The 14111-nt window shown below is 64.8% G+C and carries 11 protein-coding genes and 1 tRNA gene; 7 read left to right on the top strand and 5 right to left on the bottom strand.

The window, feature by feature from the left end:
• Positions 1-243 precede the first annotated feature (243 nt).
• The gene (locus tag EMO90_RS09930) at positions 244-1473 is read right to left on the bottom strand and encodes a MalY/PatB family protein (protein ID WP_150354335.1); all 1230 of its coding nucleotides are present in this window, start codon (positions 1471-1473) and stop codon (positions 244-246) included.
• A gap of 207 nt (positions 1474-1680) precedes the next feature.
• Here EMO90_RS09930 and EMO90_RS09925 point away from each other — a divergent pair.
• The 6 genes from EMO90_RS09925 to EMO90_RS09895 all read left to right on the top strand — a co-directional run bounded on the left by EMO90_RS09925 (position 1681) and on the right by EMO90_RS09895 (position 8538).
• Positions 1681-1751: transfer RNA gene (locus EMO90_RS09925), tRNA-Gly, on the top strand.
• Between the two features lie 113 nt (positions 1752-1864).
• Positions 1865-2578: a hypothetical protein gene (locus tag EMO90_RS09920; protein WP_150354376.1), complete on the top strand. Its 714-nt coding sequence runs from the start codon at positions 1865-1867 to the stop codon at positions 2576-2578.
• A gap of 159 nt (positions 2579-2737) precedes the next feature.
• Positions 2738-3007 carry a 30S ribosomal protein S15 gene (rpsO, locus tag EMO90_RS09915; protein ID WP_150354334.1) on the top strand — a complete coding sequence of 90 codons (270 nt, stop codon included), beginning with the start codon at positions 2738-2740 and terminating at the stop codon, positions 3005-3007.
• A gap of 243 nt (positions 3008-3250) precedes the next feature.
• Positions 3251-5977 carry a polyribonucleotide nucleotidyltransferase gene (locus EMO90_RS09905; protein ID WP_150354333.1) on the top strand — a complete coding sequence of 909 codons (2727 nt, stop codon included), beginning with the start codon at positions 3251-3253 and terminating at the stop codon, positions 5975-5977.
• A gap of 303 nt (positions 5978-6280) precedes the next feature.
• Complete coding sequence (locus EMO90_RS09900) at positions 6281-6550, top strand: hypothetical protein (RefSeq protein ID WP_150354332.1); 270 nt, start codon at positions 6281-6283, stop codon at positions 6548-6550.
• Positions 6551-6936: 386 nt separating this feature from the next.
• Entirely contained in the window at positions 6937-8538 is a 1602-nt protein-coding gene (locus tag EMO90_RS09895; RefSeq protein WP_150354331.1) for a hypothetical protein, read from the top strand.
• Between the two features lie 246 nt (positions 8539-8784).
• Here EMO90_RS09895 and nrdF read toward each other — a convergent pair whose 3' ends face one another.
• The 4 genes from nrdF to EMO90_RS09875 form a co-directional block, all read right to left on the bottom strand.
• Positions 8785-9777, bottom strand: coding sequence for a class 1b ribonucleoside-diphosphate reductase subunit beta (nrdF, locus tag EMO90_RS09890; RefSeq protein ID WP_150354330.1), 993 nt, complete (start codon positions 9775-9777; stop codon positions 8785-8787).
• A 173-nt stretch (positions 9778-9950) separates the two neighbouring features.
• A complete protein-coding gene (gene nrdE / locus EMO90_RS09885; protein ID WP_150354329.1) occupies positions 9951-12146 on the bottom strand; it encodes a class 1b ribonucleoside-diphosphate reductase subunit alpha in 2196 nt (731 codons plus the stop codon).
• Between the two features lie 78 nt (positions 12147-12224).
• A complete protein-coding gene (gene nrdI / locus EMO90_RS09880; protein ID WP_223849780.1) occupies positions 12225-12701 on the bottom strand; it encodes a class Ib ribonucleoside-diphosphate reductase assembly flavoprotein NrdI in 477 nt (158 codons plus the stop codon).
• Positions 12698-12976 (bottom strand): glutaredoxin domain-containing protein, encoded by a 279-nt coding sequence (locus EMO90_RS09875; protein ID WP_150354328.1) that lies wholly within the window; start codon positions 12974-12976, stop codon positions 12698-12700. Before EMO90_RS09875 ends, nrdI begins: the two co-directional genes overlap by 4 nt.
• A gap of 262 nt (positions 12977-13238) precedes the next feature.
• Between EMO90_RS09875 and EMO90_RS09870 the strand changes: the two genes are divergently transcribed.
• Positions 13239-14108 carry an aldo/keto reductase gene (locus EMO90_RS09870; RefSeq protein ID WP_150354327.1) on the top strand — a complete coding sequence of 290 codons (870 nt, stop codon included), beginning with the start codon at positions 13239-13241 and terminating at the stop codon, positions 14106-14108.
• Positions 14109-14111: the final 3 nt, after the last annotated feature.

Genomic DNA, 14111 nt, shown 5'->3' with positions numbered 1-14111 from the left:
GATGTCCTGTGGCCGATTATCAGGCTTATGGGCATCGGATTTGCTCATTCTGTGGCCTTGGCCAGTCAGATTGAGCAGATCCGATGTCTTGTGGCCGATTTTGGGCTCCTAGACATCCGATCTGCTCATTCTGATTTCTGGAGTGCGCACAGTGAGCGGATCGGATGGGGGATGGCCGCAATCGCACGCGCCCGCAGCCGCCCGCAGCCGCCCGCAGCCGCCCGCCCGCACCGCAAATCCGCGTCAGTCCGTGAACACGTACCGGCGCATGCGCTCCATGGCCTCCTCGACTCGCGAGGCGGGCAGCGCGAGGTTCACGCGGATCGCGCACGGGTGCTGGAACAGCCGGCCGTCCTCCCAGGCAACGCCTACGTCCCAGCCGCGCTTGATCACGTCGCCGATCCCCACGCCGTGGCGCTCGCACCACTCGGTGCAGTCGAGGAACAGCATGTACGTGCCCTGCGGCATCGCCACGCACACCCCGGGGAAATGCTCGGCGATGAAGTTCACCGCGTACTCGGCGTTGGCGGTGAGCACCTCGAGCAGCTCGTCGAGCCAGACGCGGCCGTCGGGCCGGTAGGCGCCGATCAGCGCGTGCATGGACAGCACGTTCATCGCGTTGTAGATCGTCTTGTCGCTCACGGACGTGAGGCGATCGCGCAGGTACTTGCTGTAAACGATGTGGTAGCTGCCCACGAGTCCGGCCAGCGAGAAGGTCTTGCTGGGCGCGTAGAACGCGATCGTGCGATCGCGCGCGTCGTCGCTCACCGATTGTGTGGGGATGTGCCTGTTGCCGGAGAGGATCAGATCGGACCAGATCTCGTCGGAGACCACCACGCAGTCGTTCGCGCGGTACACCTCCATCGCGCGCTCGATCTCCCAGCGTTCCCACACGCGGCCCGTGGGGTTGTGGGGGCTGCAGAACACCACGGCGTGGATGTTGTTGGCCTTGATCCTGCGGTCCATGTCCTCGAAGTCCATGCGCCACACGCCGTCCTCGTCGCGCTTCAGGGGGCTGTGCTCGATGCGGAAGCCGTTGGAGCCGATCGCGTTGGTGAAGCCGTTGTAGGTGGGGGAGTGCAGCAGCACCGCGTCGCCGGGCTGTGCGAAGGCCTTGAGCGCGCTGACCACGCCGCCCAGCACGCCGTTCTCGTAGCCGATGTGCTCCGGGGCGAGGCCGGTCACGCCGTTGCGGTCGCGCTGCCAGTCGATGATGCTTTGGAAGTACTCCGCGCTTGGTGTGAAGTAGCCGAACATCGGATGCTTCACGCGCTCGATGATCGCCTCCTGGATGGAGGGCGCGGTGGGGAAGTTCATGTCCGCCACCCACATGGGGATCACATCGAAGCCCGGCTTGGGCGCATCCGGCGCGAACCCCCTGAAATGGGGGTCGACCGACCCTACCGCGTCGATGGCGATGGCGTCCTTGCCGTGCCTGTCGATGATCGAGGTGAAATCATGGGTGTGCGTCATGCGAGCCGCTCCTTTGCCGTTGTCATGGGTCTGTTGCCATGGCCTGGGGCCGGCGCGGCCTGCCGGGGCCGATCCGACCGAATCTGGGCAGATCGCGGCCGATCGCGGCCGGATCCGCATTTGGGACGAGTGACATTCTATCGCACGATTTTGCAAAATCGCGGATGTATGCAATAATCAACCTTCGGAAGTTTTCGCGGCTTCCATGCGGACGTAGCTCAATGGTAGAGCCTCAGTCTTCCAAACTGATTACGCGGGTTCGATTCCCGTCGTCCGCTCTCAAGAAAAGGCTGGAAATCATGGGTTTCCGGCCTTTTTGATAATTGGAGGCAGTCGAGGGCGCGCGAGGTGAGAATTGGGTGAGAACAAATTGCGGCCGGATGCGGATGGCATGAACGCGGGCGGGGGCGCATCCCTCGCACAGGCGCCCGCACAGGCGCCCGCGGAGTCATCCGTGAATGCCGCCGCCGAGACCGCCGAGGAGCGTTCCGACGAACTGTTCGAGGCCGCCGCGGAGCAGCCGCAGTCGGATCTTTCGCTCGCGGATGTGGAGCGTCGCCGCTTCCGCCCCGCCGCATGGGCCGGGTTCTTCGTCCTGGTGCTTGCCGCGATCGTACTGCCCTATTGGGCCGGGCGCGATCTGGCCATGAACCACACCGCGCTGGCCATGGAGTACATGGGCCGCGTGGAGCCGCGTGGGGTGGCGCTAGTCGCGTGGACGGTCACGATGTTCGCGTTCACCGGTCTGGGCATGGCGGTGGTGCAGACCCGGACATGGCTGTGGCGATTCGTGTTCGTGGTGGGGCTTGCGGCCGAGCAGTTCATCGCCGGCGTGTGCCTGCTGCGCTCCAATTTCTGGTATGCCACCTATGTGGTGTACGGCAAGAACGCGCAGGCGGCCAACGCGGGGGATCTGGGCGTGATCGCCGCCGCCTTGGGCGTGGCCGTGTTCGCCGTCCTGTTCGTGGCGATCCTGGTGCTCATCCACAAGGACTCGCCCCTTAACGTGCTCACGCACAGCTGGGCAGCCTTCTCCCTGTTCTTCGCCGTGGAGCTGGCCGCGCTGCTGATCGTGCTGTTCGGAGGCCTGCTCACCACGGTGTGATTATGGTGTGATTGCAATGCCGGCCGACGTCGCACCGGCGAGTCGCAGGTCCGGCGGTGATCGTACAGTATCTCTTTGGCGTATTTTTCGCCCGCGGATAGAGAGCGCCCCGGCATAGGGCCGGGTGCACCGCGCAGCCCAGGGCTATAAGGAGGAACTGTGGCACTTACTACCGCTGAGAAGCAGGAGATCATCAACACGTACGCGATCCATGAGGGTGACACCGGTTCCCCGGAGGTCCAGGTCGCGCTGCTGTCCAAGCGCATCTCCGACCTGACCGAGCACCTCAAGGAGCACAAGCACGACAACCACTCCCGTCGCGGCATGCAGCTGATGATCGGTGATCGCCGTCGTCTGCTCAACTACCTCAAGGGTGTTGACATCAACCGCTACCGTGCTCTGATCGAGAAGCTGGGTCTGCGTCGATAATGAAACTTCCGCCCGGGCGCCTACTATGGTGCTCGGGCGTTTTGCATATCGCCGTCCAACGGCAACAAGGAAGATGGGCCGGGAGTTTCGGCCGCAAGGTGCGGCTGCGGATAGAGGGGCCCGCCGGAAGAGTTGACACGAGGAACGCGGCCAAGGGGTCGCACGGGAATGTGAAGCACGTCCGCTGAAGAGGACAACCGATAGTAGGTATTGGAAAACAGAACAACAAAAGGAGGAACCCTGATGGAGGGTCCCGAAATCAAGGCCGTTGAGGCCGTAATCGACAATGGATCGTTCGGCAAGCGCACGCTGCGCTTCGAGACCGGTCGTCTCGCCCAGCAGGCGGATGGCGCCGTGGCCGCCTATCTCGACGACGATTCGATGGTGCTGTCCACCACCACCGCCGGCAGCAGCCCGAAGGAGAACTACGACTTCTTCCCGCTGACCGTGGACGTGGAGGAGAAGATGTACGCCGCGGGCAAGATCCCGGGCTCCTTCTTCCGCCGCGAGGGCCGTCCGAGCTCCGAGGCCATCCTGGCCTGCCGCATCATCGACCGCCCGCTGCGCCCGCTGTTCCCGCACACGCTGCGCAACGAGGTGCAGGTCGTGGAGACCATCCTCGCCGTCAACCCGGAGGATGCCTACGACGTCATCGCCCTGAACGCCGCCTCCGCCTCCACCATGATCTCCGGTCTGCCCTTCGAGGGGCCGGTTTCCGGCGTGCGTCTGGCGCTGATCGACGGCCAGTGGGTCGCCTTCCCGCGCTGGAGCGAGCGCGAGCGCGCGGTGTTCGAGATCGTGGTCGCCGGCCGCGTGATCGAGAACGGCGACGTCGCCATCGCCATGATCGAGGCGGGCGCCGGCAAGAACGCTTGGCACCTGATCTACGACGAGGGCCAGGCCAAGCCGGACGAGGCCGTTGTGGCCGGTGGTCTCGAGGCCGCCAAGCCGTTCATCAAGACCATCTGCGAGGCCCAGAACGAGCTCAAGGCCCAGGCCGCCAAGGAGACCAAGGAGTTCCAGCTCTTCCCGGAGTACACCGACGAGCTGTACGCCCGCATCGACGAGATCGCCCACGCCGACCTCGACGAGGCCCTGTCCATCGCGGAGAAGCTGCCCCGCCAGGATCGCATCCACGAGATCAAGGAGCACGTGCGCGAGGTGCTCGCGGGCGAGTTCACCGACATGTCGGATGAGGAGAAGGAAAAGGAGCTCGGCAACGCGTTCAAGGAGCTGCAGCGCCAGATCGTGCGCCGCCGCATCCTCACCGAGGACTACCGCATCGACGGCCGCGGCCTGAAGGACATCCGCACCCTGTCCGCCGAAGTGGACATCGTGCCTCGCGTCCACGGCTCCGCCCTGTTCCAGCGCGGCGAGACCCAGGTGCTCGGCGTCACCACCCTGAACATGCTCAAGATGGAGCAGCAGATCGACGCCCTGTCCGGCCCGCAGTCCAAGCGCTACATGCACAACTACGAGATGCCGCCGTACTCCACCGGCGAGACCGGCCGCGTCGGCTCCCCGAAGCGCCGCGAGATCGGCCACGGCGCCCTTGCCGAGAAGGCCCTCGTCCCGGTGCTGCCGGGCCGCGAGGAGTTCCCGTACGCCATCCGCCAGGTCTCCGAGGCCATCGGCTCCAACGGCTCCACCTCCATGGGTTCCGTGTGCGCCTCCACCCTGTCCCTGCTGTCCGCCGGCGTGCCGCTGAAGGCCCCGGTCGCGGGCATCGCCATGGGCCTCGTGTCCGGCGATGTGGACGGCCAGCACGTCTACAAGACCCTCACGGACATCCTGGGCGCCGAGGACGCGTTCGGTGACATGGACTTCAAGGTGGCCGGCACCTCCGAGTTCATCACCGCCCTGCAGCTCGACACCAAGCTCGACGGCATTCCGGCGGACATCCTGGCCGCCGCCCTGCAGCAGGCCAAGGAGGCTCGCGCCACCATCCTCGAGGTCATCAACGAGTGCATCGACGGCCCGGCCGAGATGAGCGAGTTCGCCCCGCGCATCATCACCACTTCCGTGCCCGTGGACAAGATCGGCGAGGTCATCGGCCCCAAGGGCAAGATGATCAACCAGATCCAGGAGGACACCGGCGCCGAGATCGCGATCGAGGACGACGGCACCGTCTACATCTCCTCCGAGGGCGGCGAGGGCGCCGAGAAGGCCAAGCAGATCATCGACTCCATCGCCAACCCGCACGTGCCGGAGGCCGGCGAGACCTACAACGGCAAGGTCGTCAAGACCACGTCGTTCGGCGCCTTCGTGAACCTCACGCCGGGCACCGACGGCCTGCTGCACATCTCCCAGATCCGCAACCTCGCCAACGGCGAGCGCATCGACGCGGTGGAGGACGTGCTCAAGGAGGGCGACACCGTCGAGGTCGTGGTCCAGGGCGTGGACGATCGCGGCAAGATCTCCCTCGCCATCCCGGGCTTCGAGGATCAGGAATCCTCCGCTCCGGCCCGTGGCGGCCGTTCCGACCGCGGCGACCGCGGCGGACGCGATGATCGCCGTGGCGGCCGTTCCGACCGTGGCGACCGCGGCGGACGCGGCGATCGCGATGATCGCCGTGGCGGCCGTCGCTTCGACCGCGACGATCGTGATGATCGCCGTTCCGATCGCGATTACGATGATCGTCCGCGTCGCCGCCGCTCCGACGACTACGATGACGATCGCGACTACGATCGCCGTGACCGCGATGATCGCCGTTCGGACCGTTCCGACCGCGACGATCGCGATTACGATGATCGTCCGCGTCGCCGCCGCTCCGATCGTGACGATCGCGACTACGATCGCGACGACCGCCGTTCCGCCCGTGACGATCGTGGCTCCCGCGGTGGCCGTGGCGGCCGCAACCCGCGCTACGCCACCGACGACAACTACGACGAGTACCGCGCCGATCGCGAGGAGCGCTCCGAGCGTCCGCGCCGCCGCGTGCGTCGGGACTTTGATCCGTTTGAGGACTGAGCCTCAAACGGATCCCTCGCGGCCTTGGCGGCCGCTCGCTTCGCCTACGGGAAGCCCACTGGGCTTCCCGCTTGACGGCTCAGCATTCGAGGACTGAGCGTCCAGTGAACGCCCAGTAGCCGTGCGCCTCGCACTGGAGGCGCACGCGCATGCTTAACGGCTCAGCCCTTCAACCCACCATCGCCTGCGCTATGCTGGCTCTGGTGGGTTGAAGGGCTTATGCATAATGTCAGACTGTGACATCGACTGGGCCACTGGCCCCGGACGATCGTCTGTCCGGACCGACCGGCGAGGGGAGGAACAATGACTGGGGAGAATGACGGACCGGCCGATCCGCGCGATCGGGCCGAGCGCTGGACCCGCCTGAGCAACCGGCTGCTCATCATCGCCGCCGTCTGGGGTGTGCTCATGATCACGCTGGGCGTCTTCCTGCTGCGCTTCGCCGCGCTGCGGTCGATCGTCAGCGCGCTGTTCGTGATCTATCTGGTCTACTTCGCTGTGACCTATTGGGTGTATCGTCGCGCCCGCAAACTGAAGTCGCGCGCATCCCGAAGCGTCCTTCCTTCATCCTGAATGCAGCGCGGGGTCCCTTTCGTCATCCTGAGTGAGCAAGTTCCCCACGTCATCCTGAGTGAGCAAGTTCCCCACGTCATCCTGAGCGAACGCAGCGAGTCGAAGGATCCTTAACTTCCCGCATTATGACTTTGGTGCGCAATGGCCAAGGATCCTTCGCTTCGCTCAGGATGACAAAGCAGCAACCTTCGTCATCCTGAGCGCACACAGGGTCCCCTCTCCGTCATCCTGAGCGGAGCCCGTAGGGCGGAGTCGAAGGATCCTTAACCAGACGTGAAAACGTCGCGGGGGGGGGGATAGCGTTTTCACTGTGGGCACAAATCGTGCGCATAGTGAGACGCCCCGCCACAGGGGCTGCTCGAGAGGGGACTGAAGGGAGTTCCGCAATGAAGCACATCGGAAAGGCCCTCGTCGCGCTGGCCGCGGCGATCGGCATGGCGGTTTCGGGAGGCGTCGCGACGGCCAACGCCGACGACGCGGGTCTTTACTCCGCGGTGAAAATCACGTCGGTGAAGACCGAAGACATCGGCTCACACTCGGTTGGGCTGAAGATCGACTACACGGTCGATCCCGCGTACAAGGACCAGATCAAGTCGATCTGCCCGATCGCGTACATGTATGAAGTCTCCGCCGTCAAACTCAACAATCCCAATAACGCAACACTCATGCAGGGCTCCGCAGGCTTTCCGTGGTCGACGGAGTGCACAGGTATCCTGGATCCCGATGTCACGCCAGATGATTATGAACTTATGTTCGGCGAGCACACCTACACTGACAAGTACAACGACGGCATTACCCTGGACTACACCGGGCATGAATGGTACCGCTTCATACTGAATGCCTGGAACACCGATACGCGCCCCACCAGCGGCACGTTCAACATGACCATATTCGGACTTGAGCCGAATCACTTCTATGGCAACCGCAATGTCGACACCGAAAGGCACTACGACGAATGGCAGACGTTGTTGAACTGGGCGTACAGCAATGAGGACAAGGCCGGACAGACGGTGAACCCGGATATCCACCAGTTCTCCGTCGGCATCAATGTGGAGTACACGGACGGCCGAACCAGCAATGATGATATGGATTTCGGGGGTACGGGAGCCTATGCCGTCAGCGTGCCCGACTTCACCACGACCGCCGAGCCCGCGGCTCCCGGCGAGGACAACGTGACGGGCTCCGCCAAGAACGACGTCACCGCGCAGGACGGCGACGCCAAGCCGGGCTCCACATACCGCCTCTACCTCAAGAACCTGTCCCAGATCTGCAAGGCGCAGCTCGACGCGGGCAATGAGAATCCGTGCGTCTGGTACGGCTACATCTACTCCACGCCCACGAAGCTGACCGGCCCGGACGGCAGCCCGTTCCTCGAGGTCCAGAAGGACGACAAAGCCACCGATCCGGCCAGGCAGTACTACGTGGACACTCTCATCCCCGAGACCGTCGCGGCCGGCGATCACAAGATCGCCCTGACCGACGAGACCGGCAAGCTGCAGGGCTGGACCCCGGTGACAGTCGCCAAGGGCGAGGACAACAAGCCCACGCCGGAAGCCAAGCGCGTGGCGGTGTATCGTCTGTTCAACCCGTACATGACCAGCGGCACGACGCATTTGTTCACCACCAGCAAGGCGGAGTACGACAAGCTGGTCGCGGCCGGCTGGAAGGGCGAGGACGTCAAGTTCCATGCCGCCGGCAGCGCGGCGGACGGCGCCAAGCCGGTGTACCGCCTGTACAACCGGTGGGACGGCTCGCACCACTTCACCGTGGACGCGGCCGAGAAGGATAACCTGGTGAAGATCGGCTGGACCCTGGAGCCGACGACCTGGTGGGCGCCGGCGGACGGCGACGCGAAGGTGTACCGCCTGTACAACCGGTGGAACGGCGAGCACCTGTTCACCACGGACAAGGCGGAGTCGGACAGGCTGGCCGGCCTGGGCTGGACGGTCGAGGAGTCCGGGTTCAGCGTGTACTCCCAGGCGAAGTGAGCCTGCCCTACGGGGATAGTTAAGGATCCTTCGACTCCGCGCTTCGCGCTCCGCTCAGGATGACAAGGCAGCAACCGCGTCATCCTGAGCGCAGCGTAGCGGAGTCGAAGGATCCTTAACTTCCTGCATTATGACTTTGGTGCGCAATGGCCAAGGATCCTTCGCTGGCGCTCAGGATGAAGGCGCTCAGGATGACGGAGAAGGCGCTGAGGATGACGGGATCGGTTCGCCCAGGAGCCGGGCTCGTTAGAAGTCCCAGTCCTCGTCGTCGGTCTCCTCTGCCTTGCCCATCACGTAGGAGGAGCCGGAGCCGGAGAAGAAGTCGTGGTTCTCGTCTGCGTTGGGGGACAGGGCCGAGAGGATCGCCGGGTTCACATCGCACGCCTCCGCGGGGAAGAGCGCCGGGTAGCCCAGGTTCATCAGCGCCTTGTTGCCGTTGTAGCGCAGGAACTTCTCCACATCGTCCGTCAGTCCCACGCGATCGTACAGCGACTCGGTGTACTCCACCTCGTTGTCGTACAGCTCGTTGAGCAGATCGTACGTGTACTCGCGCAGCTCCTCGCGCTCCGCGTCGCCCAGCTGCTCGATGCCCTTCTGGTACTTGTAGCCGATGTAGTAGCCGTGCACGGCCTCGTCGCGGATGATGAGGCGGATCACGTCGGCCGTGTTGGTGAGCTTCGCGTGCGCGGAGAAGTACATGGGCAGGTAGAAGCCGGAGTAGAACAGGAACGATTCGAGCAGCGTGGAGGCTACCTTGCGCTTGTACGGGTTGTCGCCTTCGTAGTAGTCGAGCACGATCTGCGCCTTCCGCTGCAGGAACTCGTTGTTCTCGCTCCACTCGAACGCCGCGTCGATCTCCTTGGTGGAGCACAGCGTGGAGAAGATGGAGGAGTAGCTCTTGGCGTGCACCGACTCCATGAACGCGATGTTGGTGTACACGGCCTCCTCATGCGGGGTCAGCGCGTCGGGGATGAGCGAGACCGCGCCCACGGTGCCCTGGATGGTGTCCAGCAGGGTGAGGCCGGTGAACACGTGCATGGTGAGCACGTGCTCGTCCTCGCTCATCTTCTGCCAGCTGGGGATGTCGTTGGAGACCGGGACCTTTTCGGGCAGCCAGAAGTTGCCGGTCAGGCGGTCCCAGACCTCGAGGTCCTTCTCGTCCTCAAGGCGGTTCCAGTTGATCGCGGAGACGCGGTCGATGAGCTTGAGCGGTTTGCGCGGAATGGAAATCGGTGCCATGGGAAGTCCTTTCATTTCAATGATCAATAGGGAAACGGAACAAAACCGACCCGGTGAAAACCGGCCCGGTGAATGTTGCGGCGCCGCGTGCGGCCGCAAGGCGCCCCGAGGGAAGGCGTACGAAGGTACGTCGACCGAGGAGCAACGCAGCGGACGCTCCGCCGCCGCAACATTCACAGCATGCAGGAGACGCAGCCCTGCACTTCAGTGCCCGCCAGCGCCTGCTGCCGGATGCGGATGTAGTAGAGGGTCTTGATGCCCTTGCGCCAGGCGTAGATCTGCGCCTTGTTGAGGTCGCGCGTGGTGGCGGTGTCCGGGAAGAACAGCGTCAGGGACAGGCCCTGGTCGACGTGCTGGGTGGCCTCGGCGTAGGTGTCCACGATCGCCTGCCAGCCGATCTCATAGGCGTCCTTGTAGTAGTCGAGGTTGTCGTTGGTCATGTAGGCGGCCGGGTAGTAGACGCGGCCGATCTTGCCCTCCTTGCGGATCTCGATCTTGGAGGCGATCGGGTGGATGGAGCTCGTGGAGTGGTTGATGTACGAAATCGATCCGGTGGGCGGCACGGCCTGCAGGTTCTGGTTGTAGATGCCGTCGCGGATGATGTCCGCCTGCAGGGTCTTCCAATCGTCCACGGTGGGGATGGCCACGGCGAACTTGGCGAACAGGTCGCGCACGCGCTGGGTGCGCGGTTCGATCGAACGGCGGCCGTCGGTGTACTTGTCGAAGTAGTTGCCTTCCCCGGCCGGCTTGGCGTACGCGGAGGTGGGGAACGACTTGAACGCGCGGCCCTTCTCCACGGCCAGCGCGTGCGAGGCGCGGTAGGCGTGGTAGGCCACGGTCATGAAGTACATGTCGGTGAAGTCCAGCGCCTCCTCGGAGCCGTACTGGATGCCCTCGCGCGCCAGGAAGCCGTGCAGGTTCATCTGGCCCAGACCGATCGCATGGCCCTCGTCGTTGCCGCGGCGGATGGAGGGCACCGCGTCGATGCGCGTGTGCTCGGAAACGGCCGTCAGCGCGCGGATCGCCGTCTCCACGGTGCCCGCGAGCCCGCCGTCCATGGCCTTGGCGATGTTGAGCGAGCCGAGGTTGCAAGACACGTCGCGGCCCACGTGGCTGTAGGTGAGATCCTCGTTGTACGCGCTCGCCTCCTGCACCTGCAGGATCTCGGAGCACAGGTTGGACATGGTCACGCGGCCCTCGATGGGGTTGGCGCGGTTGACGGTGTCCTCGAACACGATGTACGGGTAGCCCGATTCGAACTGGATCTCCGCGAGGGTGGTGAAGAACTCGCGCGCGTCGATGTACGTCTTGCGGATGCGATCGTCCGCCACCATCTCGTCGTAGTGCTCGGTCACGGAGATGTCCGCGAAGGGCTTGCCGTACACGCGCTCCACGTCGTACGGGCTGAACAGGGCCATGGGGGCCTTGCGCTTGGCCAGCTCGAAGGTCACGTCCGGGATCACCACGCCCAGGGCCAGCGACTTGATGCGGATCTTCTCGTCCGCGTTCTCGCGCTTGGTGTCCAGGAAGCGCAGGATATCCGGGTGGTGGGCGTTGAGGTACACCGCGCCGGCGCCCTGGCGGGCTCCCAGCTGGTTGGCGTAGGAGAAAGAATCCTCCAGCAGCTTCATGACCGGGATCACGCCGCTGGACTGGTTCTCGATGTGCTTGATCGGCGCGCCGAGCTCCCTGAGGTTGCTCAGCAGCAGGGCCACGCCGCCGCCGCGCTTGGACAGCTGCAGGGCCGCGTTGATGCCGCGGGAGATCGATTCCATGTTGTCCTCGATGCGCACCAGGAAGCAGCTGACCGGCTCGCCGCGCTGCGCCTTGCCGAGGTTGAGGAAGGTGGGCGTGGCGGGCTGGAATTCGCCGGAGAGCATGGCGTCCAGGTACTTGATCGCCTGCTCCTCGTCGCCGGCCGCGAGCTCCAGGGCCACGGCGGTGCAGCGCTGCGGGAAGTCCTCCAGATAGCGCTTGCCGTCGAAGGTCTTGAGCGCGTAGGACGTGTAGAACTTGAACGCGCCCAGGAAGGTGCCGAACTCGAAGCCCGCGGCCTCGGCGTGCGCGTGGATGCGGTCCAGAAACTCGGGGGAGTACTGGCCGAACACGGCCGGATCGTAGTAGCCATCGGCGGTGAGGCGTTCGATGCGCTCGGCCGTGGAGGCGAACGTCACGGTGTTGGCGGCCACGTGGCCGGTGACGTACTCGCGCTCGGCGGCCTTGTCCTTGTCGAACTGGATCAGCCCGTTGCTGTCGTACAGGTTGAGCATTGCGTTGAGCGCATGATAGTCGTGCGCCGGATCGTACCGCTCGGCCGTGGTGTCCGCGGTGTTGTCGAGCGGCAGTTCGGTGGCGTCGAAATTGGGCATGATGGTCCTTCTGATTGCGTCTGTTGTGTTGGTTTCATGATCGCGTGACTGCGCGTGGCCCGCACAGGGTCGCCGGGCTCACGCGGATGCGGTCGTCCCCGCGCGCTCGCGGAAGAATCGGACGACGCCCTCGCGCACCTTGCGTGTGTCCTCGGGCGTGCCCATGAGCTCGAACCGGTAGAGGTAGGGCACGTGGCACTTGGCGGCGATGATGTCCCCGGCCGCGCCGAACGCTTCGCCGAAGTTGGCGTTGCCGGAGGCGATCACCCCGCGGATCCACGCCCGGTTGTCCGGATCGTTGAGGAATTTCTTGACCTGGATGGGCACGGCCTTTTTGACCACGCCGCCGCCGTAGGTGGGCACCATGAGAATGAACGGGCTGCGGACCTGAAGCGGCGGGTCGGAGGGGCGCAGCGGGATGCGGCGCACGTCGATGCCCTCGTCCTCCAGATGGCAGCTGGCCACGAATCGCGCGGTGTTCTCCGAAACGGAGGAGAAGTAGACCAGCGTGCCCAGGGGTTCGCGCCGCGCCTGCGTTTCGATCGCTTCGCTCACGCGGAAACCGTGGCGGTCCGGGCCTGAACGGGGGCCTGGGCGGACTGGGCCTGCTTGGCCAGCGCGCGCAGCAGATCGGGGCGGTATCCGGTCCAGGAGGCGTCGGGCGTGATCACCACGGGCGCCTGGCGGAAGCCGGCGGCCTGAAGCTGCGCGAGGGTCTCCGGATTGGATTCGAGATCCACGGTCTCATAGGCGAGGCCGAGCTTGTTGAGCTGGCGCTTGGTGGCGTCGCACTGCGGGCAATGCTGCTTGGTGAACACGGTGATGGTCATGTTTCCTCTCCCTTACGCTGATCGACCGGACTGAAGTCTGCGACTAGATTACACGCATGTGGTTTGGCGTCAAGAACACTAACTGTCGTGTCGCGGCACCTCGGATGGCACTAGATATAGTGATTCCTTGCGATCATGCGGTTCGCAGCCCCCGGCTGGGCCCCAAATGTGGCGCTCGTCACATTCGGCCGTCCCCGGCCGGTCGGCGCGTCGGGCTCCCGCGGGACAATGGGTGCCACATATCAATGTGAAGGAGACCCGCATGACCCTCAACCGCAACATCGGACCGTTCTCGACCACCGCCGTGGGGCTGGGTGAGATGGGGCTGACCATCGAAGGATACCCGAGCCACGAGCTGGCCCTTGAGACCATTCACGCCGGACTTGACGCCGGATGCCGCATGATCGACACCGCATGGGCATACTATGCGCCCGGCGAGGAGGAGCAGACCGGCGAGAAGCTCACCCGCGAGGCGCTTCAGACCTGGCATGGCCCGCGCGAGGATGTGCTCGTGGCCACCAAGATCGGCCTGCGCCGCGACTTCGACGAGTCGGGCAAGCCCATCTGGCCGCGCGACGGCAAGCCCGAGCACCTCATCGCCTACGGCAAGCAGTCGGTGCAGGCGCTCGGCGTGGACGCCATCGACCTGCTCTACATGCACCGCCATGATCCGGAGGTGCCCTACAACGAGTCCATCGAGGCGGTCCGGGAGCTGCTGGACCAGGGCGTGGCCCGCTACGCCGGCGTCTCCAACGTGACCATCGAGCAGCTCGACGTGGCCCGCGGCATTCTGGGCGATCGCCTGATCGCCGTGCAGAACCAGTTCTCGCCGGTCCACCTCGAGACGCGCGACGTGCTGGACTACTGCGCGCGTCTTGGCCTCGCGTTCGTGTGCTGGAGCCCGCTCGGCGGCTTCCGCCACCCGTACGACGATCACCTGTTTGATCCGTTCCGCAAGGTGGCGGCCGCGCGCGGCGTGAGCTACCAGCAGGTCACGCTGGCCTGGGAGCTCGCACAGGGCGACCACATGTTCGTGATCCCCGGATGCCATCGCCCCGCCACGTTCCTCGACTCCTTCAAGGCCGGGGATCTGGAGCTCACCGCCGAGGAGCTGGCGCAGCTGTCCGCCTGAGCC

This window comes from Bifidobacterium vespertilionis (genome assembly GCF_008698145.1).
In the GTDB taxonomy this organism is placed as follows: Bacteria; Actinomycetota; Actinomycetes; order Actinomycetales; family Bifidobacteriaceae; genus Bifidobacterium; species Bifidobacterium vespertilionis.
Note: the sequence above shows the minus strand (reverse complement) of the source record. Positions and strands in the feature narration are given on the sequence as shown.